This window comes from Streptomyces sp. NBC_00247 (assembly GCF_036188265.1).
Classification (GTDB): Bacteria; Actinomycetota; Actinomycetes; order Streptomycetales; family Streptomycetaceae; genus Streptomyces.
The window spans coordinates 6,554,223-6,577,042 of record NZ_CP108093.1; the positions used below are offsets into that span (position 1 = coordinate 6,554,223).

The 22,820-nt window shown below is 70.3% G+C and carries 20 protein-coding genes and 1 pseudogene; 7 read left to right on the forward strand and 14 right to left on the reverse strand.

Features of this window, described 5'->3' with window-relative positions; all coding sequences use genetic code 11:
• Positions 1-101: 101 nt before the first annotated feature.
• A complete protein-coding gene (locus OHT52_RS28250) occupies positions 102-548 on the reverse strand; it encodes an Lrp/AsnC family transcriptional regulator (RefSeq protein WP_328722996.1) in 447 nt (148 codons plus the stop codon).
• Positions 549-641: 93 nt separating this feature from the next.
• Between OHT52_RS28250 and OHT52_RS28255 the strand changes: the two genes are divergently transcribed.
• Positions 642-1,154, forward strand: a complete 513-nt coding sequence (locus OHT52_RS28255; RefSeq protein ID WP_328722997.1) for a rhodanese-like domain-containing protein — start codon at positions 642-644, stop codon at positions 1,152-1,154.
• Positions 1,155-1,197: 43 nt separating this feature from the next.
• Here OHT52_RS28255 and OHT52_RS28260 read toward each other — a convergent pair whose 3' ends face one another.
• The 4 genes from OHT52_RS28260 to OHT52_RS28275 form a co-directional block, all read right to left on the reverse strand.
• A complete protein-coding gene (locus OHT52_RS28260) occupies positions 1,198-2,070 on the reverse strand; it encodes an ATP-grasp domain-containing protein (RefSeq protein ID WP_328722998.1) in 873 nt (290 codons plus the stop codon).
• A 199-nt stretch (positions 2,071-2,269) separates the two neighbouring features.
• On the reverse strand, positions 2,270-3,961 hold the full coding sequence (locus OHT52_RS28265; protein ID WP_328722999.1) for a DUF885 domain-containing protein: 1,692 nt from the start codon (positions 3,959-3,961) through the stop codon (positions 2,270-2,272).
• A 334-nt stretch (positions 3,962-4,295) separates the two neighbouring features.
• On the reverse strand, positions 4,296-5,834 hold the full coding sequence (locus tag OHT52_RS28270; protein ID WP_443046818.1) for a GNAT family N-acetyltransferase: 1,539 nt from the start codon (positions 5,832-5,834) through the stop codon (positions 4,296-4,298).
• 249 nt (positions 5,835-6,083) lie between these two features.
• Positions 6,084-6,671, reverse strand: a complete 588-nt coding sequence (locus tag OHT52_RS28275; protein ID WP_328723001.1) for a TetR/AcrR family transcriptional regulator — start codon at positions 6,669-6,671, stop codon at positions 6,084-6,086.
• Between the two features lie 89 nt (positions 6,672-6,760).
• Between OHT52_RS28275 and OHT52_RS28280 the strand changes: the two genes are divergently transcribed.
• A complete protein-coding gene (locus tag OHT52_RS28280; protein ID WP_328723002.1) occupies positions 6,761-7,738 on the forward strand; it encodes a quinone oxidoreductase family protein in 978 nt (325 codons plus the stop codon).
• 183 nt (positions 7,739-7,921) lie between these two features.
• Here the strand turns inward: OHT52_RS28280 and OHT52_RS28285 are convergent, their stop codons facing one another.
• The gene (locus OHT52_RS28285; protein WP_328723003.1) at positions 7,922-9,499 is read right to left on the reverse strand and encodes an alkaline phosphatase D family protein; all 1,578 of its coding nucleotides are present in this window, start codon (positions 9,497-9,499) and stop codon (positions 7,922-7,924) included.
• 167 nt (positions 9,500-9,666) lie between these two features.
• A complete protein-coding gene (locus tag OHT52_RS28290; protein ID WP_328723004.1) occupies positions 9,667-10,497 on the reverse strand; it encodes an alpha/beta fold hydrolase in 831 nt (276 codons plus the stop codon).
• A 372-nt stretch (positions 10,498-10,869) separates the two neighbouring features.
• Between OHT52_RS28290 and OHT52_RS28295 the strand changes: the two genes are divergently transcribed.
• Positions 10,870-11,634 (forward strand): GntR family transcriptional regulator, encoded by a 765-nt coding sequence (locus tag OHT52_RS28295; protein ID WP_328723005.1) that lies wholly within the window; start codon positions 10,870-10,872, stop codon positions 11,632-11,634.
• 55 nt (positions 11,635-11,689) lie between these two features.
• On the opposite strand, the gene OHT52_RS28300 is transcribed toward OHT52_RS28295, so the two are convergent.
• Complete coding sequence (locus OHT52_RS28300) at positions 11,690-12,847, reverse strand: ROK family transcriptional regulator (RefSeq protein ID WP_328723935.1); 1,158 nt, start codon at positions 12,845-12,847, stop codon at positions 11,690-11,692.
• Between the two features lie 356 nt (positions 12,848-13,203).
• Between OHT52_RS28300 and OHT52_RS28305 the strand changes: the two are divergent.
• Positions 13,204-14,044 (forward strand): annotated as a pseudogene (locus OHT52_RS28305) (IS5 family transposase).
• Between the two features lie 66 nt (positions 14,045-14,110).
• On the opposite strand, the gene OHT52_RS28310 reads toward OHT52_RS28305, so the two are convergent.
• Entirely contained in the window at positions 14,111-14,554 is a 444-nt protein-coding gene (locus OHT52_RS28310; protein WP_328723006.1) for a winged helix-turn-helix transcriptional regulator, read from the reverse strand.
• 132 nt (positions 14,555-14,686) lie between these two features.
• Between OHT52_RS28310 and OHT52_RS28315 the strand changes: the two genes are divergently transcribed.
• Positions 14,687-15,559, forward strand: a complete 873-nt coding sequence (locus tag OHT52_RS28315) for an aldo/keto reductase family oxidoreductase (protein ID WP_328723007.1) — start codon at positions 14,687-14,689, stop codon at positions 15,557-15,559.
• Between the two features lie 289 nt (positions 15,560-15,848).
• Here the strand turns inward: OHT52_RS28315 and OHT52_RS28320 are convergent, their stop codons facing one another.
• Positions 15,849-16,499: a response regulator transcription factor gene (locus tag OHT52_RS28320; protein ID WP_328723008.1), complete on the reverse strand. Its 651-nt coding sequence runs from the start codon at positions 16,497-16,499 to the stop codon at positions 15,849-15,851.
• A 4-nt stretch (positions 16,500-16,503) separates the two neighbouring features.
• Positions 16,504-17,676 (reverse strand): sensor histidine kinase, encoded by a 1,173-nt coding sequence (locus OHT52_RS28325; protein ID WP_328723009.1) that lies wholly within the window; start codon positions 17,674-17,676, stop codon positions 16,504-16,506.
• 108 nt (positions 17,677-17,784) lie between these two features.
• On the opposite strand from OHT52_RS28325, the gene OHT52_RS28330 reads away from it, so the two are divergent.
• Positions 17,785-18,717 (forward strand): ABC transporter ATP-binding protein, encoded by a 933-nt coding sequence (locus tag OHT52_RS28330; RefSeq protein ID WP_328723010.1) that lies wholly within the window; start codon positions 17,785-17,787, stop codon positions 18,715-18,717.
• Positions 18,714-19,463, forward strand: coding sequence for an ABC transporter permease (locus OHT52_RS28335; protein WP_328723011.1), 750 nt, complete (start codon positions 18,714-18,716; stop codon positions 19,461-19,463). Before OHT52_RS28330 ends, OHT52_RS28335 begins: the two co-directional genes overlap by 4 nt.
• A gap of 261 nt (positions 19,464-19,724) precedes the next feature.
• Here the strand turns inward: OHT52_RS28335 and mug are convergent, their stop codons facing one another.
• From mug to OHT52_RS28350, 3 genes are all read right to left on the reverse strand, one after another.
• Positions 19,725-20,282 carry a G/U mismatch-specific DNA glycosylase gene (gene mug / locus OHT52_RS28340; protein WP_328723012.1) on the reverse strand — a complete coding sequence of 186 codons (558 nt, stop codon included), beginning with the start codon at positions 20,280-20,282 and terminating at the stop codon, positions 19,725-19,727.
• A gap of 22 nt (positions 20,283-20,304) precedes the next feature.
• Positions 20,305-21,747 carry an adenylosuccinate lyase gene (gene purB, locus OHT52_RS28345; protein ID WP_328723013.1) on the reverse strand — a complete coding sequence of 481 codons (1,443 nt, stop codon included), beginning with the start codon at positions 21,745-21,747 and terminating at the stop codon, positions 20,305-20,307.
• Positions 21,748-21,943: 196 nt separating this feature from the next.
• Positions 21,944-22,792 carry an SGNH/GDSL hydrolase family protein gene (locus OHT52_RS28350; protein WP_328723014.1) on the reverse strand — a complete coding sequence of 283 codons (849 nt, stop codon included), beginning with the start codon at positions 22,790-22,792 and terminating at the stop codon, positions 21,944-21,946.
• Positions 22,793-22,820: the final 28 nt, after the last annotated feature.

Below are 22,820 nucleotides of genomic sequence, written 5' to 3' on the forward strand. Positions count from 1 at the left end.
TGCGGGAACGGGGGCAGCGGGATGCCGGACCGGACCGGCGCGCCCGTACGGTCCTAGCTGCGTGCGTGCGTCCGGTCCGGGCCTGACCCGGGGGATTCGCCTCAGCGCTCGATCGGGCGCCGGGGGAGCGGGGAGGAGTACACCACGCTGGTGGTCACCGACCCGAGGCCGCTGATGCGCCCCGTCACCTCCTCCAGGTGGCGCATGGAACGCGCGGTCACCTTCAGCACGAAGCAGTCGTCCCCGGTGGTGTGGTGGGCCTCGATGATCTCCGGGGTGGTGGCGAGGAGGTCGTGGAACGGCTTGTAGTTGCCGGTCGGGTAGCGCAGCCGTACGAATGCGAGGATCGGCAGTCCGAGGCGTTCCGGGTCGACCACCGCGCTGTACCCGCTGATCACGCCGAGCTCCTCCAGCCGGCGTACCCGCTCGGTCACCGCGCTGGGTGACATGGCCACGGCCCGGGCGAGTTCGGCGAAACTGGCCCGGCCGTCACGCTGCAGCGCGTCGAGAATGCGCCAGTCGGTTGCGTCCGGTGAATAGTCGGTCATGGGCCCAGACAACAGGGGAATCCCCGGCCGATCAAGCTGCGCGGCGTGGTTCATGCCTTCTGGTGAGTGTGTGAGCCATCTAGATTTGGGCCCATGAACACGATCTCACCCGGTGCCGTACGGCCCTCGGCGCCCGCTTCGCCCGACCACCCGGTCCTGCGGGTGCCGCCCGCCCCTCCGGCCGCCGCCGCGGCCCACTTCGCGGCCTCCCTCGCCTTTCACGCCGACGTCTCCGACGTCGCAGCGGCCCTGAACCTCGGCGCCGGGCCCGGCATCACGGTCCTGGACTGCCGCTCCGCGGCAGCCTGGGACCAGGGACACGTCCCGGGCGCCGTGCACCTGCCCACCGCGCTGATCCCGGAGCAGGCCGCCCGCCTGCTCGACCCGGCCGTCCCCGTCGTCGCCTACTGCTGGGGCCCCGGCTGTGACGGAGCCACGAGGGCCGCTCTCGCCCTCGCCGGACTCGGCTACCGGGTCAAGGAGATGCGCGGCGGATTCGAGTACTGGGTGCGTGAGGGCTTCGATTTCGAGACCGTGCGGGGAACGGAGCGGCGCGCCCCCGACCCGCTCACCGCCCCGGTGGACGGCGGGGACTGCGGCTGCTGACGGAACGCGGGCGGCCGGCGTGGCGGAACGCGGGCGCTCTCTGTCACGCGCCGGGCAGCGCCCGCAACAGGGGCCTCGGGTCGGCCCCGGAGGGGAGTCCGCTCACCTGCCCGTCGCCCACCTCGATCACTCGCCACACGCCGTCCTCGCGCAACGCCAGGTCGGTGGTCACCAGTCGGCAGCCGAGCCGGCGCACGGCCTCGCCGACCGGGCCCAGATCCGGGACGGGGCGGTCGTCCGGAGTGTCCGGGTGGGCGGTCACCAGTACGGGGGCCCCGTCGACCCACCACACCCGCGCCTCGCCGCCCGGAGCGAACCGCTCGTACGCACGCACCACCACTCCGCCGGCGAGATGGTCGCCCTGAAGGTCCACCATCCGTCCGACGACCCCCGAAAGTGCTGTGGAGTCACTCAACTCGGTCACGAAACAGGCCTCGTGCCATTCGTGCTTCCGGGACTTCACGAAATCCTTCACGATCCCGGGGCCCCCGCCGAGTGGCCGCGCGAGGGCGGACCAGAACGCCGCGTCCCTGGGTACGGCAGTCGGAGCCGTACCGGAGAGGGGATACCAGACACTGCGCGGGGTCAGCTCCCGGAACGTGGCGTACCACCCCGGAAGTTCATGGGCGGTCCGGTACGCCGCCCCGTCCGTGAGCAGCGGGGCACCCCGCTCCGCGAGGGCCCGGTCCAGCTCGGCGTACCGCGGTGCAGGAATCATCCAGCCCCGGTACCAGTACGGTCCGGAGCCGTGCGGGACCCGGGCGACGGCTCCCGCCGTGTCGCCCGCCAGCAAGGCGTCATGGTCGACGAGCGCGGTGGCGGCACCCATCTCCCGTACGACCGTGGCCTCTTCGGCGAACTGCGGGTCCAAACGGCTCGGGCGCAACGGGTCGGCACAGAGCAGGAAGCCGGGCATGGGCGGAGCCTTCGGTCGCGGTGTGTGGTCCGAGCGGCGCGTCCTTGTCGGAACGGCCCCGTTCGGGCAGGGCGGTCACGGCGTGGCGGGACCGGCACCGGGCCGGCCGGACGGCGCTGCCGCCGCCCCGGCCGGGCCGGTGCGTCCGGTCGAAGTCCCGCGCGCGGACGGATGCCGCGCGGGACGTGACCGTCCGGGATCAGAGCTTGGAGAGCTCCTCGACGAGATCGTCCAGGCCCAGCGACCCCTGCGACAGGGCCGCCATGTGCCAGGCCTTGAGGTCGAAGGCGTCCCCGTGGGCCGCGCGGGCGTTCTCCCGGCCCAGCAGCCAGGCACGTTCGCCGAGCTTGTAGCCGATCGCCTGACCCGGCATGGAGAGGTAGCGGGTCAGCTCGCTCTCCACGAACTCCGCCGGGCGGCCACTGTGGGCGCCGAAGAACTCCTCCGCCAGTTCCGGGGTCCACCGCTCACCCGGGTGGAACGACGACTCCGCCGGGATCTCCAGCTCCAGGTGCATGCCGATGTCCACGATGACCCGGCAGGCGCGCATCATCTGGGCGTCCAGGTAGCCGAGCCGCCGTTCGGCGTCCGGCAGGAAGCCCAGTTCGTCCATGAGCCGTTCCGCGTACAGCGCCCAGCCCTCGGCGTTGGCGCTGACCTGGCCGACCGACGCCTGATAGCGGGAGAGCGAGGAGGCGACATGGGTCCACTGGGCGATCTGCAGGTGGTGGCCGGGCACGCCCTCGTGGTACCAGGTGGACACCAAGTCGTAGACGGGGAAGCGCGTTTCGCCCATCGTCGGCAGCCAGGTACGGCCCGGACGGGAGAAGTCCTCGGAGGGACCGGTGTAGTAGGGGGCCGCCGCGCCGCCGGGCGGAGCGATGTGCGACTCCACCTTCCTCACGCGCTCGGCGAGTTCGAAGTGGGTGCCGTCCAGCGCCTCGATGGCCTCGTCCATCAGGCCCTGGAGCCACTTCTGGACCTCGTCCACTCCCTCGATGTGCTTACCGTGCACATCCAGGTGCGCGAGCGCCTCCCAAGGACCGGCCCCGGGCAGGATCTTGGCGGCCTCGGCCTTCATCTCGGCGAGCAGCCGGTGGTATTCGGACCAGCCGTACGCGTACGCCTCGTCCAGGTCCAGGTCGGTACCGTTGAAGTAGCGTGACCACCGGGCGTACCGCTCACGGCCCACGGTGTCGGGCGAGCCCTCGATCGCGGGGGCGTACACCTCGTTCATCCAGTCGCGCAGAGCCACCAGCGCCTCGGTGGCGACGGCGGCGGCACCGTCCAGGTCCGCGCGGAGCGCGGCGGGGCCGGGCGCGACGAAGTCCGCGAAGAACCCGTCCCCCTCGCCGTCGCCGCCGGCCCAGGCCGTCAGCTGGTCGATGAACGTGGCGGTGGGACGGGGGCCGCCGTGCAGCTTCCGTTCGAGGCCGAGAGCGAGCGAAGCGCGGTAACCCGCGAGTGCGTCCGGAACGGCGCGCAGCCGGTCGACGACCGCGGCCCAGTCCTCGTCGGTCTCCGTGGGCGTCACCGTGAAGGCTTCGCGGACGCTGTGGGCCGGGGAGTGCAGATTGGAGACGGCCCGCAGATGCTCGTCCGCCGCGTGGACGGCGAGTTCGGCGGTGAGCCGCTCACGCAAGAGCCTGCCGCAGCGTCGCTCGGCGTCGCTGTCGGCGCCCGGGAGAAGCTCCGCGGCGTCCAGCTTCACCAGCGTGGCACGGGCGAGATCAGCCACGGCTGCCTGGCCTTCGGGCGAGAAGTCGGGCAGGCGGCCGGAACTCGCCGGGACACCCAGATAGGTACCCAGGATGGGGTCGAGATCGATGATTGCGTCGACGTAGGCGTCGGCGACCTGACGGGGCAGCGCGCTGCTCGAAGTGTCTGACATGCGGACATCCTCGTACGGGAAGCGGCTTCCCGTCACCCTGCCCCCGCCCGCGACCGGAAGCGGCTGTCGGTGCGGTGTGCGGAGCCGCCTCGGAACCCACCTCCACCCTGCGGTACGGGGTTCCGCCCGCGCCGCGGGGAGGAGTCCGGAAGTCATGCGCGAGATTGGCCGGATCAGGACGGTGAGGGTTGCGGACTCGGTCCGGCGTACCGGTCGTTCAGGACGCCTTCGGCCGATGCCCCGGACCGAGTCCGGAACCAGCAGCGCCGGCGGCTGCCCCGCACCGGCTCTTCGGTGCGGGGCAGCCGCCGGCTTCGGCTCGTGGTACCCGCCCTCAGCGGCGGGACTCCCAGGCCCATTCGGCCGGGTCGATCCAGTGCGGTGCCATGACCGGTTCCGTGGGAAAACCTGATCCGGTCGTCCCGGCGAGGCCGGCGGCGGTGCCCTCCGCGTCCGCGTCCGGGTACGCGCTCGTGTCCGCGTACGAGGGAGGGAGTGTCGTGGCGCGTCGGGAGGCCAGGCGGGCCGTGATCACCAGAGTGCCCTCCTCGATCTGGTAGTCGAGGGGCAGGCCGAGCCCACGCATCGCGGCGACCATGCCGGTGTTGTCGGCCTGGGTGACGGCGTAGACGGAGTCGCATCCGGCCTCGGCGGCCAGACCGACGAGTCGGCGAAGCAGCTCGGAGCCGACGCCGCGTCGCTGCCAGTCGTCTTCGACGAGAAGGGCGACCTCGGTCTCGTCCCCGTCCCAGAGGAGGTGCCCGAGGGCGACGATCCGCCCCGAGTCGGTCTGTACCGAGAGGGTGCGGCCGAAGCGGGGGCTGAGCAGGTGGCCGAGGTAGCGGTCCGCGTCCGCGACAGGACCGTGGTAGCGGAGACCCAGGGTGCGCGGGGAGCAGCGGTCGTGCATGTCGCGCGCGGCGTCGAGGTCGTCCTGGTCCGCGCGGCGCACGGTGATCTCGGGCCCCTCGGCGAGCGTGAGGACGTCCTCGCTGCGCGGGACGCGGGGTCCGAGGCGTGCGTCGAGTTCCACCAGCGCGCGGGCCCGGGCGAACTCGGTGGGCGTGAACGGCAGGTAGGGGCGCTCCACGGTGATCACGCCACCCGACGGGTCGCTCAGTCGCATCACCGTCTCCTCCAGTACCCCTTCCACCGGGGTGCCCTCGCCGGTGACCCGGCCCGTCACGGTGACCGCCGGCAGCGAGTGGATGGTGCACCGCCCCAGCAGCTGACGCAGCGCGAGCGGGAGTTCCGCGGCATCCAGGGCGGTACGGGTGGCCAGTCCCAGGACCCGCGTCGGGGTGTCCACCAGATCGTGGGCGTCGGCCCGCTCGATCCAGGTGGAGGTGCCGCCGGCCGCGGATACCTCCCGGGTGAGTTCGGAGGCGCTCAACGACGAAGGAGCACGCAGCAGGAACTCGTCGACGGTGCCGTCGGCCAGCGGGTGCGTCTGGAGGGTCAGGATGTCGATCCGGAGGCGGGCGAGTGCGATGCACAGTGCCGCCAGGCTTCCGGGAGTGTCCTGGACCGTCGTCCGCATCCGCCACAGCACCGTCTCGTCGAGGGCGGGCGAGGCCTCGAAGGACAGGTTCAGGCCGAGTTCGGCGCCGTATCCGACCGCTGTGCCACCGGCTGGGGCGTCGCCACCCTCGGACGGTGGGGCGTGACTGTGCCTCCGTGCCCACCAGGTGTGGAAGGTGGCGGTCGCGGTCAGCGCCACCGCCGAGGCGATGAGCAGATACGGCCCGTCGGGCTGGTGCCCGATGAGGTTCGCGACGGCGTCGGCGACGGCCACCGCGGTGAACAGGGCCGCGAGCTCGATCAGGTCCCGCCGCCAGTGGTGGGGACGGTGGGCGGTCTTGGAGGATGTCACATCAGTCATGACTTCACTGTGACCGAATGGTGTTGCCTGATCACGAACGCACTGTGACCGATGGGTTAAGTGTGGATCTAGTCGCCTTTCTTCACTTTTCAGACACTGAGTGGCCCGAACTGTCGGGCAAAAGGAAGCCCGGTGTCCTCGGCGGGTGACGCGACGTGCTCCTGCCCGTAAGGGCGACACGTCGCGCGCCACGACCCCGATGGTCCCGTTCGTCGTACGGTCCTGGCCGGGCAGGCCGGGTCACGCGTCCAGCAGGGTCGTCACCGTCAGCCGCAGCGTGCCCGCCAGCCGTTCTCCCTCCCCCTTCTCCAGGAGTCGCAGAATGGGTTCGTTGCCCAGGGTCGACAACAGGACGTGCGCCATCAGTTCTGCGTCCAGCGAGGGGCGCAGCTCGGCGAGCAGCGTGCTGAGGTGGTTGTGCCAGAAGCGGTAGACAGGGTGATCGTCGTCCGCTCTGGGGCGTTGGGTGGTGGTGACGGCGTGGCCGAGGGCCGCGAGCAGGCCCTTGTTGCGGGCCACCACGTCCACGATGCCGTCGAGGAACGCGAGGAGACGTGACCGGGGGTCGGCGCCGGGGCCCAGCGGGGGCGGGCCGGAGACGACGGCGTCATGCAGGGCCCCGGTGCGCTCCTGGATCAGGGCGTGCATGAGGCCCATGCGGCTGCCGAAGCGGTGGAACACAGTGCCTTTGCCGACGCCCGCGGCGGCGGCGACCTGTTCCATGGAGATCTCTTCCGGGCGGTACAGGGCCAGGAGTTCCTCGGTGGCGTGCAGGATCGCGCGGCGGTTGCGGGCCGCGTCGGCGCGTTCGCGTCGGACTTCCGCCATCGGAGGACCTCCTGGACAACTGGACCGGCGGTCCAGTATGTTCGGTGCAAGTTGACTGATGGTCCAGTTTAGCTGGGGGAGGGGTCGTCATGCGGCGCGTCCGCTATCACGAGTACGGGGGACCTGAGGTCCTGCGGGTCGAGCAGGCCGAGGTGCCGGTTCCCGGTGAGGGGCAGGTGCTCGTCAGGGCTGAAGCGATCGGTGTCAACTTCGTCGACACCAAGTACCGGCAGGGTCCGGAGGCAGGAGCGATCTTCCAGCGGCCGTTGCCGGGCACGCTGACCGGTGACGTCGTCGGTACCGTCGAGGCTGTCGGCCAGGGCGTCGAGGGACTCGCCGTGGGAGAACGGGTCGCGGCCCTCGTGGCGGAGGATGCCTACGCCGACTACGTGCTCGCCGCGGCGCAGTGGATCGTCAAGGTGGACGAGGGCGTCGACCACGGTTCGGCCACCATGCTGCCGATGGGCGCGCCGGTCGCGTTGCGCGTGCTGCGGACGGGCGGCCTCACTCCCGGCGAGTCGGTGCTGGTGCACTCCGCGGCCGGCGGCATCGGGCACTTCGCCCTGCAGATCGCGAGGCTGCTCGGGGCCGGCACGGTGGTCGCCACCGCAGGCTCGGACGCAAAGCTGGAGTTCGCCCGCGAGCACGGCGCCGACATCGCGGTGAACTACACCGAGCAGAACTGGACCGGCGCGGTGCGGGCGGCGGTGCCGGACGGGGTCGACGTCCTGCTCGACGCGGTCGGCGGCGACGTCCTTCGGCGCAGCTTCGAGGTGCTGGCGCCGTACGGCCGGGCCGTGACCTATGGTGCGGCCAGTGGTGACCTGATCTCCGTACCGGTCACGAGCGTCTTCGCACTGAAGTCCCTGGCGGGCTTCAACCTGACGGCGTGGCGGACGGCCAGGCCCGAGCAGGCGCGCGCGGAGATGGACGAGCTCGCCGGCTACGTCGCGGAAGGCAAGCTCACCGCGGCCGTGCACGCCACCGTCCCGCTCGCCGAGGCGGCCGAGGCGCACCGGCTGCTCGACGACAGGGCCGCGCTGGGCCGCGTTCTGCTGGTTCCGTAACGCCCCCCGAGGGGTACGGGGTGCGTGCGACGGGCGGGCGTGGGCGCGGGGCGCCTGGGCGAGGGGCTCCTTCGGGGCGGGCGCGGGGCGCCTGGGCCCCGCACCCACCTTCTTCGCGCCGGCTCGCCCGCGATGCGATCGAGGGCGCCTGACGCGGTCAGGCCGGAAACGGTGTGGGACCGTTCACTGACCCGTGAGGCCGGGCTGCAGCACCTTGGTGAACAAGACCTTCCCGCCCTGCTGTCGCAGCCGCACCGTCAACTCCCCGCTTGCGCCGTCGATGTCGACCTCGCCGAAGAGCGGCGGCATCTCCAGGGGGGACTGGTTGGAGAGGACGGGGGCTTTGACGAATACCCGGTCCGGGCCGAACGTGTTGTCCAGCGCGCTCGCCGGGAAGGCGCCCGCGGCCAGCGGGCCGGAGACGAACTCCCAGAAGGGCGCGAAGTCCTTGAACGCCGCACGCTCGGGAAGGTAGTGCTGCGCGGAGGTGTGGTGCACGTCCGCCGTCAGCCAGACGGTCCCCGTGATGCGGCGGTGCTTGATGTACCGGAGCAACTCGGCGATCTGGAGTTCCCGCCCGAGCGGGGCGCCCGGGTCGCCCTGGGCGACCGCTTCGAAGTCCGTGGCGCCGTCCGGTACGACGAGCCCGAGCGGCATGTCCGCCGCGATCACCTTCCACACGGCGCGTGACCGGGAGAGCTCACCCTTGAGCCACCTGAGCTGTTCGGCGCCGAGGATGCCCGTGGTGTCGTCGGCCTGCCGGTCGGGCGAGTTGGCGTTGCGGAAGGAGCGCATGTCGAGCACGAACACGTCGAGCAGGGGACCGTGGCGTACCACCCGGTGCATACGGCCCTCGCCCGGCGCGGCGCGGAGGGTGGAGACCGGAAGGTACTCGCGGTAGGCCCGCACCGAACGTGCCGCCAGCACGTCCACGCTCTTCTCCGTGTAGCGGACGTCGTCGAGGATCTGCCCGGGATACCAGTTGTTGCGTACCTCGTGGTCGTCCCACTGGACGATCGACGGCACCTGCGAGTTGAACCTCCGGACGTTCGCGTCCAGCAGGTTGTACCGGAAGTTGCCCCGGTACTCGGCGAGGGTCTCGGCGACCTTCGCCTTCTCCTCGGTCGTGACGTTGTGCCAGACACTTCCGTCGGGCAGGGGCACGCTCGGCTCGATGACACCGTCCGCGTAGATGGTGTCGCCGCTGCAGAGGAAGAAGTCGGGGTTGAGATTCCGCATCTCCTCATAGACGGTGTAGCCGCCGATGTCGGGGTTGATGCCCCATCCCTGCCCGGCGATGTCGCCGGACCAGAGGAACCGCGCTCCGTCCCGCCGCTTCGCCGGAGCGGTGCGGAAGGTTCCGTACAACGGGCGGCTCGTGCGGCGCGGATCGTCCGGGTCGGCCAGGGTCACCCGGTAGTGGACCTGTTCGCCGGCCGGGAGACCGTGCACGGGGGTCGTCCCGGTGAAGTCCGTCCCGGCACCGACCAGCGGACCGTGCCAGAGGCGGGACGTGCGGAAGGACTCCGTGGCCGACGTCTCGACCAGCATCCGGGCAGCGCGGTCCGAGCGCACCCAGACCAGAGCGGTGGACGCCGTGACATCCCCCACCTGGACACCCCACTCGGCGGACGGGCGCCCGGACCGCGCGAAGGCGGGCGCGCCGGTGACAGCCGGCAGCCCGACGGCGGCGGACGCGAGGAGCGAACCGCGCAGTACGGTCCGGCGGCCGGGGGAGAGGACGTGCGGACGGTTCGTCATCGATGCGCCTCCGGGACATGGGTGCGGGGTGTGCGACGGCGCGCGTCCGAAGAGCCCCGGCGCGCGCAGGACCATGACTAACGCGCGGCCAAGGCGCCCACCCCAACCAGAGGTGAACAACGGCTACGTGGCGCACCGTACTTCCCCCGGCCGGCCCCTCGCCCCCCTCAGCGACTGGTGTCGAGAATGACCCGGGACACGAGGGCGGGGTCGTCGTTCATCGGCACATGACCGCATCCGGGCAGCCGCACCAGCCGTGCGCCGGGGATGGCACGCTTGGCCCGGACGCCCTGGCGGCGGGGGAGAAGCAGGTCACGGCTGCCCCAGGCGACGGTGACCGGGATGCCCGGCACGTCGGAGGTGAAGGAGGCGTTCCGGCCGGCGGCCAGCGTCCCTCCGAAGCCGGTCGCGTTCCGGAGCGCGAGGGTCTCCGCGACGACCGTTTCCGGCGAACGGCGACCAGGCCGGGCACAGATGGTGCTGGTGAGAGCCGCGCGACCCGCCGCGCTCCGGGAGAGACGTTCGATCAACGGAACCGGAAGTGCCCGGGCACCCCGGCGCATCGCCCAGAGCGTCCCGAACGCGTACCGGCGCTCCGGAGCGCTCCAGAATCCGGCGGGTGACAGGGCCGTCACCGACCGGGCGCGACCGGTGCGTCCGAGTTCCAGCGCGAGCAGACCACCGAGTGAGTTGCCCGCCACGTGCGGGCGTTCGACGCCGAGTTCGGAGCAGAAGGCCGCCAGAACACCGGCCACCGTCCGTACGTCGTACGCGACGCCGTCCGCGAGCGCGGGCGACTCACCGAAGCCCGGCAGATCCACGCTGATCACGTCACGTTCGCCCGACAGGATCCGTACCACCGGATCCCACGCCTGCCGGTGATGGCCTATGCCGTGGAGCAACAGCAGCGGCTGCCCGGTGCCGGTCCGCGCGTAGGCCACCGAGGTACTCCGCAGGCCCGCGGAGGTGTCGAACGTGAACGTCGCCGTGCCGGTCATGGCCGCTCCCTGGCGTGGAAATGAACCCTTCGCGGCCAACAACTACCCCTCGGTAGCTTCTGGTTCAAGAGGCAGGCCCTCTCGGTTGGCGGACAGGAGGTGGATTGCCGTCAGGTGGCGTGTCGGGCGCCCGGATTGTGGCAGGACGCGCCGTCTTCGGCTCGTGCGTCTGCCCTCTTCGCGCTCGTACGCCGGTCCCCGTACCACGAACGTCCTGTGAACGCTCTGCGCCGGAAGCGCGTTTCGCGGCACCCCGGGGCAAGGATTGGTCTTGACCAAGTCCGCGCGCCGCCCTATGGTCCTTACGTTAAGGCAAGAACCTTTAATAAATGTTGTCGCGGAAAAGGCCGCTGGGCGATTGCGGAGGACAGGGTGGGGACCACGCAGCTGGAAACGGTGCAGGAGCCGAAGTACTGGCACCTGAGGACCGTGCTCAGTGAGGCACTCGACTCGGACTTCGCGGTGGGTGAGATCCTGCCGAACGAGCGGGAGCTCGCGGCCCGGTTCGGCGTCGCACGGGCCACGCTCCGGCAGGCTCTGGAGCAGCTCGAACTCGAAGGCAGACTTCAGCGCAGGCGCGGCGTGGGAACCACCGTCGCTCCGCCCCGGGTGGGGGTCGCGGTCTCCACGGCCCAGCAGGAGTGGACGGGCGCGGTGGCCGACGAAGCGTGGCAGCCCATCGAGTGCGGCCGGGGGACGGCCCCGGCGGCCGTCGCCGCCGCGCTCTCCACGGCGGCCGACGAAGTGGTCCACGTGATCCGCCGGATCAGGGTCACCCACGGTCAGCCGGTAGCTGCGGAACTGCTGTACGTGCCGTCCGCGTCCGTTCCCGACCTGTCCGCGATCGGGGAGTCCACGGGCCCGGCTCGCGTGCGCGGGGTGCTGCGCGAGCTGCACCGCCTCGGACTCGAGGGACAGGACCGGTCGGTCGAACTCGGTTCGGCCAGCGCGGACGACTCCAGGGAGCTCGACCGACTGCCCGGCGCCCCCGTCCTGGTCGTCACCACGCGCTACTTCGCCGCGGGCGGCACCGCCGCGGTCTCCGTCGCCACCTACCGTGCCGACACCTGCCGGCTGACCTTCGGGGACTCCGGGACTCTGGAGATCAGCCACGAGCAGGAGCGCCAGGCTTCCTGAACATCCCTGCCCCGCGACACCGGGGCGCCTTCTTGGACCGGACGGCCCGCCGCGATCAGCGGCGGGCCGTCACCGTTCCCTCGACGGCGAACAATTGCTCCTCCACGTGGTCCAGCGCCAGCCGAAGGGCTCCGGTCGCGACGGCCGCCTCCCCGAGCAGGGACAGGGTGACCCGCGGCGGGCGCAGACAGTAACGCGAGAGCTCGCTCCGCAACGGGGCCAGCACCCCGTCGAGTCCCGCCGCCCAGCCGCCGACCACCACTATCTCCGGATCGAGAGCCAGCACGAGTGCCGCCACGTCGTGCACCAGCCGCTGGATGAACCGCTCGACCGCCTCCTGGGCGCGGCTGTCGCCCTGCCTGGCCTTCGTGAACACCGCCGCCACCGCCTGCTCGTCCAGCGGGTCGAGCGGTGTGTCGGTCGTGGACAGCAGATGCTCCGGAGTGACTTCCCTCCCGAGGAGATGGAGCGCGCCGATCTCGCCGGCGGCGCCGCCGTACCCCCGGTGCAGCCGTCCCCCTATCAACGAACCCGCTCCGGGACTCAATCCGGCAAGGACGAAGACGATGTCGTCCGACTCCGTGGCGGCACCCTTCCAATGCTCCGCCACGGCGGCCGTATTGGCGTCGTTCTCCACCAGGACCGGGCAGCGGAACGAGCGCCGAAGCCGCTCCCCCAGAGGGAGTCCGGTCCAGCCGGGAAGCGCAGTGCCCAGCCTGACCGTGCCGTCGGCCTCCACGATTCCAGGGCTTCCGACCCCCACGGCCCGCAAGCTGCTCCTGGCCACGCCCGTACGGCGCAGGAGGTCGGCGACCACGGCTCGGACCTGATCGAGCCGGTCGTCCGCGGCCGCGGTCTCGGAGACCGCCCGCTGGCCCGCCCCGATGATTCTGCCGTCGAGTCCGGACATGAGCGCGGAGACCCGGTGCGGGCCGATCTCGATGCCCAGCAGATGGCCCGCCTCGGCGCGGAAACGGAACCGGCGGGCTGGACGGCCCTGGCGCCGCGCTTCACCGTCGTCGGGCAGTGCCTCCACGACCAGACCGGCTTCGAACAGCCCCTCGACGACTCCTTCGACCGTTGGCCGGGAAAGGCCGGTGATCCGGGTCAGGTCGGAGAGCGTCGGGAGCTCGGCCCCACGCAGGGCGTGCAGTACCACCGCGGAATTGATCCGCCGCAACAACGACGGGTCTCCACCGGTCAGCCGCCCCACGTGTGTCCTCCTCACGCCCCTTGTGTCTGCCGGATGGTACTCGGTGGGATGAGGCTCCGCGAACGTCGCCGGGGGCGGAGCCGATTCTGATACTGCTCGCTCCCATGAGGGCCGGGGTGCCGGCTCCCACGGCGCGGGGTTCCCGCGGTGGTGAGGCCGGGGTGGCTGAATCACGCCGTCCGCGCCCGGCATCGCGCCCGGCCATGGGCGAAGCCGCCCGAGCGCTTCCTGTCACCCGCTCGGGCAACAGGAGTGAGAGCCTGCGCAGATAGGCGGGTGCGGCACCCGGGCAGTGAGGTGAGCGCAGGTCTCGGTGATCATCGAGTTGCGGCGCTCTGCGACCACTGGGGAGACCTGTGCCCGTTCTTCCAGCATGGCTGACCGACCCGTTGGGGGACCAATTCACGGCGCTGCCGTCCGAGCGTCCCGCTGTCGATCCGGCCCACCCGCTGGGCTGCCATCGGCCCCGCATCGGCGACCGGATCGTGTTCGACAAGCTGGTGCAACTGCTGCGGTTCGGCTGCTCCTGCCAGGCGATCGCCGACACCACCTGCTCGGCGACTACCATCCGCAACCGCCGCGACGAGTGGATCTCCCTCGGCGTCTTCATGCGGCTCAAGCAGACCGCGCTGGAGTCCTACGACCGGATCGTCGGGCTGGAGCTTGACCGGATCGCCGTCGACGGCTCGATCACCAAGGCCCCCGGCGGCGCCGAGATCGCTGGACGCTCACCGGTCGACCGAGGCGAGCAAGGACTCAAACGCTCGTGCATGACGGATGGTTACGGAGTTCCGCTCGGCAGGGTCCTCGCCGGAACGAACCGCCACGACTCCCCGCTGCGTGCCGCGACTCAGGACCTACTGAAGGATCTGGGACCGATGCCCGACGACATCACCGTGCACCTGGATGCCGGCTACGACTCGGACAAGACCCGCATCGAACTGGCTGCCCGCAACCTGCGCGGCCGCATCGCGCACAAGGGCGAAGGGCGCCGATCCAGGCCGGCGAGCGGTGGCACGTCGAGCGCACGCACGCCTGGCAGAACGATTCCACCGAATTGCCCGCTGCTACGAGCGCCGTGCGAACGTCGCCAACGCCTTCTTCGACCTCGCGGACACGATCACCACCGTGCGTAGCCTGATCCGCCGGGCCCGGACCACCCACCGCTGGGACGACCGCCCGAAGCGACGTCCTTGAGCTCCGCCCATCTGCCCAGCCTCTTACGCGCAGACTGTTCCCGCTGGTCAGCAACCATGTTGCGGCTCAGGCGACGCGGGTGTCGTAGGTCTGGCGGTTGGCGAGTACATCGTCCATGTGCACCTCGGCCCAGGCCTTGAGGCCCCGCATCATCTCGTACAGGGACAGGCCCAGATCGGTCAGTTCGTAGGAGACCGTGACCGGCACGGTCGGCACCACGGTGCGGGACACCAGGCCGTCGCGCTCCAGGGAGCGCAGGGTCTGGGTGAGCATCTTCTGGCTGACGCCGGCCAGCAGGCGCTGTAGCTCCGAGTAGCGCATCACCCGGGGCTCGCCTGCGCAGTCGGCGCCGGGCTCATGCGCGCTGTCGCTGCCGAGCGCGGCCAGGATCAGCGTGACCCACTTGTCGGAAATCCGGTCGACCAGCTTGCGGCTGGGACAGGCCGCCACGAAAGCGTCGTACTCCACCTTGGCCTGTGCCCTTTGCTGGGCCGCCGTCATCGTTGCCATGGACTGTTCCTCTCACACGCTGGGTGCCTTACGCACTCGGAAGTGCCTACTTCCCGACAGGAAGCTACGCACCAATAGTGGTGCAAGGAGCCGTCAGGAACCATCCCCCTGGCTCGACACGAAAGGCACACCATGAGCACCCCCTCCGCCTCGCTGCCCGGCGGCACCTGGAACCTGGGCGACCTGACCGTCACCCGGTTCGGCTACGGCGCCATGCAGCTCGCCGGCCCCTGGGTCATGGGCCCGCCCGCCGACCGCGACGGCGCGCTCGCCGTCCTGAGCGAGGCCGTCGGCCTTGGCATCACCCACATCGACACCGCCGACGCCTACGGGCCGCACATCACCAACCAGCTGATCCGCGAAGCCCTGCACCCGTACTCCGACGCTCTGCACCTCGTGACCAAGGTCGGCGCGACCCGGGACCAGAAGGGCGGCTGGCCCCCGGCGCGCAAGCCCGAAGAGCTCCGCAGGGCCGTCACCGAGAACCTGGAAAACCTCGGCCTCGACACGCTGGATGTGGTCAACCTCCGGCTCGGCGACGCTCAGGGCCCCGTGACCGGTTCGCTCGCCGAGGCCTTCGAAACACTCGTCGAACTTCAGGAGCAGGGGCTGATCCGGCACCTCGGCGTGAGCAACGCCACGGCGGCACAGGTCGCAGAGGCACGCTCGATCGCGCCGATCGTGTGCGTCCAGAACATGTACAACCTCGCTCACCGCCAAGACGACGGGCTGATCGACGAACTCGCCGAAGAGGACATCGCCTATGTGCCCTTCTTCCCCCTCGGCGGCTTCAGCCCGCTGCAATCCTCCGCACTCACGGCCGTGGCCACCCGGCTGGACGCTACGCCGAAGTCGGTCGCCCTGACCTGGCTGTTGCAGCGGTCGCCGAACATCCTGCTGATCCCCGGCACCTCGTCGGTGGCGCACCTGCGTGAGAACGTCGCAGGTGCGGAACTCCAGCTCTCCGACGACGATCTCGCCGAGCTGAACAAGATCGGCCGCTGACCCCACGGCACGCAGCAGCGCCGCGAATTGGTCCCACAACGGGTCGGTCAGCCATGCTGGAAGAACGGGCACAGGTCTCCCCAGCGATCACAGGGCGCCGCAACTCCATGATCACGGAGACCTGTGCTCACCTCACTGCCCGAGTGCCCCCACCCGCCTATCTGCGCGGGCTCTTACTTGCCGGGCCTTGCCGGGTCTTGCCGGGCCTTGCCGGGTCTTGCCGGGCCTTGCCGGGCCTTGCCGGGGCTTGCGTGCCGGGAGGCTGGGCGATCGGCCTGTTTGTCCTCCGTCAGCCGGGGACCACGAAGCCCGACTCGTAGGCGGTGATGACGGCCTGAGTCCGGTCTCGGGCCCCGAGCTTGGTCAGCAACGCACTGACATGGGTTTTCACCGTCTCGGTGCCCACGACCAGCTTCGCCGCAATCTCCGCGTTCGACAGACCCCGACACATCAACCGGAGCACGGCTGCCTCCCGGTCGGTGAGGGCCGCCCGCGTCACCACCGCACGGGCCTTGTTCGTCCCGTACTCGGAGGCCAGCCGGCGTACGGCTGCGGGAAAGAGCAGTGACTCGCCTTCCGCCACCAGCCGGACCGCGTTCACGATCTCCATCGGCCGGGCTCGCTTCAGCAGGAAACCGTCCGCACCGGCACGCAGCGCCTCGTACACGTACTCGTCGTTCTCGAACGTCGTGACCACCAGGATCTTCGGCGGTGCGGCCAATGTGCGGAGCAGCAGCCGGGTTGCCTCTATGCCGTCCATCAAGGGCATCCGAACGTCCATGGCTACCACGTCCGGTCGCAGTTGTCGGACCAGGGGGAGCACCGCCGCGCCGTCCGCGGCCTCCCCTGCCACCACGATGTCCGGCTGCGACTCCAGCACCGCCCGCAGACCCGTCCGCACGAGAGGCTCGTCGTCGACGAGAAGAACATTCACCGTCACAGCGTCACCTCACGCCTCGGAGCGGAAGGCTGACGCGTACCTGCCATTCGCCGTGGTGCGGGCCGGCTTTCGCGCTTCCCCCCAGCAGTCTCGCCCGTTCGCGCATCCCTTGCAGCCCATGGCCCCGGGGCGAGCGGAGCGTGGTCTCCGCAATCGGATTTCGTACATCGAGTTCGAGGCGGTCTCTTTCGACGCCGATGCGCACACGGACGGGGACCCGGCCCGCGTGACGCAGCGCGTTGGTGAGTGACTCCTGCAGGATGCGGTACCCCTCACGTGACAAGGAGTCGGGCAGACGGTCGACGCACCCGGTCACCTCGGCGTCCACAGCGACCCCGGATCCTCGTGCGGAGTCGAGCAGTTGCTCGAACGAGATCAGCGTCGGCCGGCGATCGGCAGATGCTCCCGGCTCGCGCAGCACACGGAGTACCCGCTCCAGATCGTCGAGTGCCGCCCGGCCCGTCTCCTCGATCGCGAGGAGCGCGCGCCGCGTGAACTCCGGGTCGTCCGCCGCCGATGCGGCGCCTGCTTGCACCACCGAAACCGTGAGGGCGTGGCCGATGGAGTCGTGGAGTTCGCGTGCGATGCGGTTGCGTTCCAGGAGCTGCTCCGTGAGTTCCTCCAGCGCCGACATCCGTTCGGTTCTCGATGGCCCCAGCAGCCGGCGAGCGGCCGCGGTGGAGAGCCGTCCACAGAGAACGACGAGCGCGAACAGCAGAAGAATGGGCAGAGGCGCGAGTGCCCCGTACCAGGAGTGGGGTTCGATCAGATGGAATATGCCGTCGTGGTCGGTGCCGTCACCCCAGACGGCGCCGGCCAGGCTGATCGAGGTCGCAGGCAGCCAGAGGGTGGCCACACCCACGACGATGGAGAACAGCAGGCGCAGTTCCAGCCAGAGCACGGTCCGCCACTTCTCGCCCCACGTCGTCGCAGGAGCGACGGAGATGGTCGCGTCGGCCCGGCCGCGCTCGCCGGGGGCGAGGAGCAGCTGCGCCTGGACGCCTTCCCCCATACGCATCACCGGGAGGAGCCCCACGGGCACGGCGAGCAGCGCGAGCTCCCACGGCACGCCGGGGGCGACGAAGAGCCATACGCTGATGAGAGCCAGCGGCGCGACGAGATGGATCCAGCGACTGTAGGTCACGGGGGTTGCGAACGGGGCGAGTAGTCGGCGCATGTGGGCAATGGTGGCAGTGCCCGTCCGGCTGTACCTCCCCCGCACGGGGGAGAGGTTTCCCACGGTCGGGGGAGGACGCAGGGGGGTCGCCCCAGCCAGGCTGAGTGCATGACCAGCATCGATGTGCAGCAGCTCACGAAGGACTACGGATCCACCCGAGCGGTGGACAGTCTCACCTTCCGTGCGGAGGCCGGCCGCGTGACCGGCTTTCTCGGGCCCAACGGAGCAGGGAAGTCCACCACGATGCGAGTGATTCTCGGCCTGGACCGCCCTTCCGGTGGCACGGCGAGTGTGGGCGGACGGGCCTACGCCACGCTCGACAACCCCCTGCGCGTGGTCGGTTCACTGCTCGACGCAGGAGCAGCGCACGGATCGCGGACCGCGCGCGACCATGTGCTCGCCCTCGCGGTGAGCAACGGCATGTCGCGGCGAAGGGGCGACACCGTGCTGGAGGAGACCGGCCTCGCATCCGTCGCCACCCGCCGCATCAAGACGTTCTCGCTCGGCATGCGTCAACGGCTGGGCATAGCGGCCGCACTGCTCGGAGACCCTGCCGTGTTGATGCTGGACGAGCCGTCCAACGGGCTCGATCCCGAGGGGATCGTCTGGATCCGTGAACTGATGAAGCGGCTTGCTCGCGAAGGACGCACGGTTCTGGTGTCCAGCCACCTGATGAGCGAGACGGCCGCCTTTGCCGACCATCTGATCATTCTCGGTGGGGGCAGGCTTCTTGCCGACATGTCGATGGAAGGGTTTCTCGCCTCGCGCGGTCGTTCCGGAGTGCGGGTACGGGCCGCCGTGGGCGGACGACTCCGCGACACCCTGATCCGCAGCGGATACGACGCCACCGATGCGGGAGGTGGGGCGTGTTGGATCGACGGGGCCCGCGCCGACGAGATCGGTGCGCTGGCGGCGTCCCAGCACATCGCCCTCCTGGAGCTCGTGGAGGAACGGGGCACCCTGGAGGAGGCGTACCTCGATCTCACGGCGGATGCCGCCGAATTCGCCGCCGCTTCCCCTACCTCATCCAAGGAGGCATGACCATGTCGCACGCAGCGGTCTCGGCTCTTCATTCGGAGTGGGTCAAGGCGCGGTCCGTCCGTGCCGTCCATGGCTCTCTGATCGCGGTGTTCGTGGTCACGGTGGCCATCTCCGTGCTGGTCTCCGCCACCGTGGGGCAGACAGAGATGAACCATCCCGATGCCGATCCGGTGTTCCAGGCCTTCTACGCGCTGAACTTCGCGCAGATCGCTGCCGTGGCCTTCGGCGCCACCGCCTTCTCCTCCGAGTTCACGGGCGGAGCCTTGCGTGTGTCTCTGACCGCGGTGCCCCGCCGCGACCTGTTCTACGCCGCGAAGATGGTCGTCGTGGGTGTGCAGGCTCTGATCGTCGGGGAGGCGGCCGGCTTCGCCGGCTTTCTGCTGGGGCAGCTGTTCATGGGGCAGTTCGCGATCGGGCTGGGGCACCCCGGCGCGCTGCGAGCCGTGCTGGGCAGCGGCGTCTATCTCGCGCTCATGGCCCTGTTCGCGGCGGGGCTGACGGCGTTGCTCCGGAGCGGGGTCGCGGTGATGAGCATCCTCGTGCCATTCATTCTGATCGTCTCGTTCGTCGTGGGAGACGTGGCTTCAGGAGCGGCTGACTTCCTCCCCGACCGGGCGGGCCAGCTGATCCTGCGCGAGAACCCGGCGGGCAGCCTCGGCCCCTGGAGCGGGATGGCGGTGACCGCCGCCTGGACGGCCACCGCACTGCTCGCCGGCTGGTGGGCGATACGTACCCGGGACGTCTGATGTCCACACAAGTTCCTTGTTCCTTGAGCAGCGTGCCCACCGTACGGAGGCGAGAGCGCGTGGAGTGCGGCAGGCAGGCACGAGGGCGAAGGACCTGAAGGCGGGATCTGAAGGCGGGACCTGAAAACCAGGCCTGAAGGCAAGAGAACCGAAGGCGAGAGAACCGAAGGCGGGGGAGCGGAAGGCGGGGAGTGGAAGGTGAAGGCAGGAGGGCGAGGGGCCTGGCACCGGCGGGGCTCCAGGAGGTACGGCGGTGACGCCTCAACCGCTGCCGGGCGCGGCAGTTTCCTCCACGGCCTCACGGAGGCGGGCGTACTCTTCAGCCATCGAGTCAACGGTCCAATGAGCATTGAGACCGCTGGGGTTGGGAAGAGCCCAGACGCGGGCGCCGCCGATGCGCCGTTCCTGCGGTCCGATTCGGGCGTGGCGCTCCCCGAAGGCCGTCCGGTAGGCCGTCACGCCGACGACCGCCAACCACCGAGGCTGCAGGCGCCCGGTCTTCTCGACCAGGATGTGTCCGCCCGCGCGGTACTCCTCGGCGGTCAGCTCGTCGGCCCGGGCGGTGGCCCGCGCGACGACATTGGTGATGCCGAGGCCGTAGGAAGGCAGCTCACCCTGTTCCGCCGGAGACAGCCTGCGGGGTGTGAAGCCGGAAAGATGGAGCACCGGCCAGAAACGGTTGCCGGGGTGCGCGAAGTGGTAGCCGGTCGCGGCGGTCGTGAGGCTGGGATTGATGCCGCAGAACAGCACACGCAAACCGCCCGCGACCACATCGGGAACGACGCGGTCGCGGGCGGCGGCCAACTCTTCGGGTGTCACGGGAGAAGGACGGCGCAGCCGGTCAGAGAATCGACCCGGGGGTGTAACCGGCAGCTGCGGGGTGCTCCTTGACGATGGCCTCGATCCGGTTGACCACAGTGGTGACCTGGTCACCGGCGGCCCCCGTGAACGACAGCTTGTCCGCCATCAGGGCGTCCAGCTGCTCACGGTCCAGCGGGATGCGCTCGTCCGCCGCCAGCTTGTCCAGAAGTTCGTTGCGTTCCGCGCCCTGCTCCCGCATCGCGAGAGCAGAAGCGACCGCGTTCTCCTTGATCGCCTCGTGTGCGACCTCGCGGCCGACACCGGCCCGCACCGCGCCCATGAGGACCTTGGTGGTCGCCAGGAACGGCAGGTACCGGTCGAGTTCGCGCGCCACGACGGCGGGGAAGGCGCCGAACTCGTCCAGGACCGTCAGGAAGGTCTCCAGCAGGCCGTCGAAGGCGAAGAAGGCGTCCGGCAGCGCCACCCGGCGTACCACCGAGCACGAGACGTCACCCTCGTTCCACTGGTCGCCGGCGAGCTCGCCGGTCATCGAGGCGTAGCCGCGCAGGATGACCATGAGGCCGTTGACGCGCTCGCAGGACCGGGTGTTCATCTTGTGCGGCATCGCGGACGAGCCGACCTGGCCGGGCTTGAAGCCCTCCGTCACCAGTTCGTGCCCCGCCATGAGGCGGATCGTCTTGGAGATGGACGAAGGGGCGGCAGCCAGCTGGACGAGGGCGGTCACCACGTCGTAGTCGAGGGAGCGCGGGTACACCTGGCCGACCGAGGTGAAAGCGTTGGCGAAGCCGAGGTGGCCCGCGATGCGCTGTTCCAGGTCCGCGAGCTTGGCCGTGTCGCCGCCCAGCAGGTCCAGCATGTCCTGCGCGGTCCCGACCGGGCCCTTGATGCCGCGGAGGGGGTAGCGGCCGAGCAGCTCTTCCAGACGCCCGTAGGCGACGAGCAGTTCGTCGGCGCCGGTCGCGAACCGCTTGCCGAGCGTGGTGGCCTGCGCGGCGACGTTGTGGGACCGGCCTGCCATGACGAGCTCGCGGTACTCGCCCGCGAGCTTGCCGAGCCGCGCCAGCACCGCCACGGTGCGGTCGCGCATGAGTTCCAGGGAGAGACGGATCTGGAGCTGCTCGACGTTCTCGGTGAGGTCACGGGAGGTCATGCCCTTGTGGACCTGCTCGTGGCCGGCGAGGGCGTTGAACTCCTCGATGCGGGCCTTCACGTCGTGGCGGGTGACCTTCTCGCGCTCGGCGATGGAGGCGAGGTCGACCTGGTCGAGAACACGCTCGTAGTCGGCGAGCGCCGAGTCGGGTACCTCGATCCCGAGGTCCTTCTGAGCACGCAGCACCGCCAGCCACAGCTGACGCTCCAGCTTCACCTTCTGCTCGGGGGACCAGAGAACGGCCAGCTCCGTGGAGGCGTAGCGGCCGGCAAGGACATTGGGGATGCGAGGCTTCGCAGACACAGCAGTCACGTGAAGTGATTCTACTGGCGGTTTGTGCAGGTCGGCGCCGGGGGCGGATTTGTGGCTTGCTACGAGACGGGGGTCACTGTTCCGTGTGCTCGGGCGAACGCCCCCTTCATGATCGCGTCGCGGGGCCGGGACGTGAGGCCCCGGGCGGAGGCTCATGTCCGGGTCGCGCGAGCGGGCTCACGCGAGAGCCGCGCGCCTACAGTTCCCGCGACTCGTCGCACCGGAGCCAGGAGGTCACCGGACCGGGATCGACGGGATTCGCCGGGGTGATCCAGAAGGCGCGCCCGGAGGCCGCGTCGAACTGGGCGCCGACGCGGCCGTCGCCCGAGGACCGGCCGGTGAGCCGACGCCCGATCCAGGGAGCCAGATGCTGCCTGGCGAAGCGGGCGTCCTCGATCCGGCGGGTACCCCAGCGCACCGGCGGCGCCGTCTCCATGGGGATTCGCCAGTCGCTCTCGGTGGGCAGCCCCAGCGTCTGCCAGACCGCCTCGGCGACCCTGCTGTGCCCTTCCGAGGTCAGGTGGAGCCGGTCGATGTCCCACAAGCGCGGGTCGCCCAGCGACGGCGCTCCATAGAGGTCGGCGACCAGCGCGCCGTGCCGGCCGGCCAGGTCGTCCACCAGCGCGAACAGCTCCTCCATGCGTGGACGGAAGCGGTCCAGCACCGGACCGTTCCGACCGGGGCTGCGCATCAGCACGAGCGTCTTGCACGACGGTGCGAGTCGCTCCACGGCTTCCTCGAGCCGCCCTCTCACCATGCCCATGTCGCAGTTGGGGCGGAGGGTGTCGTTGAGGCCGCCGACGAGGGTCACCACGTCCGCCTGCAGTGCCACGGCGGGTCCCACCTGTTCGTCGACGATCTGGCCGATCAGCTTGCCCCGGACGGCCAGGTTGGCGTACCGGAAGCCGGGAGAGCGGGCCGCCAGCCTGGAGGCGAGAACGTCGGCCCAGCCCCGGTAGGTGCCGTCGGGCAGAAGGTCCGACATGCCCTCGGTGAACGAGTCGCCGACCGCGACGAAACTGGTGTAAGAGGCATTCATTTCCATGGCTCCGTGATCGTATCGCGGAGACCGG

Coding starts and splice junctions, on each gene's coding strand:
- OHT52_RS28250 (WP_328722996.1), bottom strand. CDS start 548: ATGACCGACTATTCACCGGACGCAACCGACTGGCGCATTCTCGACGCG.
- OHT52_RS28255 (WP_328722997.1), top strand. CDS start 642: ATGAACACGATCTCACCCGGTGCCGTACGGCCCTCGGCGCCCGCTTCG.
- OHT52_RS28260 (WP_328722998.1), bottom strand. CDS start 2,070: ATGCCCGGCTTCCTGCTCTGTGCCGACCCGTTGCGCCCGAGCCGTTTG.
- OHT52_RS28265 (WP_328722999.1), bottom strand. CDS start 3,961: ATGTCAGACACTTCGAGCAGCGCGCTGCCCCGTCAGGTCGCCGACGCC.
- OHT52_RS28275 (WP_328723001.1), bottom strand. CDS start 6,671: ATGGCGGAAGTCCGACGCGAACGCGCCGACGCGGCCCGCAACCGCCGC.
- OHT52_RS28280 (WP_328723002.1), top strand. CDS start 6,761: ATGCGGCGCGTCCGCTATCACGAGTACGGGGGACCTGAGGTCCTGCGG.
- OHT52_RS28285 (WP_328723003.1), bottom strand. CDS start 9,499: ATGACGAACCGTCCGCACGTCCTCTCCCCCGGCCGCCGGACCGTACTG.
- OHT52_RS28290 (WP_328723004.1), bottom strand. CDS start 10,497: ATGACCGGCACGGCGACGTTCACGTTCGACACCTCCGCGGGCCTGCGG.
- OHT52_RS28310 (WP_328723006.1), bottom strand. CDS start 14,554: ATGGCAACGATGACGGCGGCCCAGCAAAGGGCACAGGCCAAGGTGGAG.
- OHT52_RS28315 (WP_328723007.1), top strand. CDS start 14,687: ATGAGCACCCCCTCCGCCTCGCTGCCCGGCGGCACCTGGAACCTGGGC.
- OHT52_RS28325 (WP_328723009.1), bottom strand. CDS start 17,676: ATGCGCCGACTACTCGCCCCGTTCGCAACCCCCGTGACCTACAGTCGC.
- OHT52_RS28330 (WP_328723010.1), top strand. CDS start 17,785: ATGACCAGCATCGATGTGCAGCAGCTCACGAAGGACTACGGATCCACC.
- OHT52_RS28335 (WP_328723011.1), top strand. CDS start 18,714: ATGACCATGTCGCACGCAGCGGTCTCGGCTCTTCATTCGGAGTGGGTC.
- OHT52_RS28350 (WP_328723014.1), bottom strand. CDS start 22,792: ATGGAAATGAATGCCTCTTACACCAGTTTCGTCGCGGTCGGCGACTCG.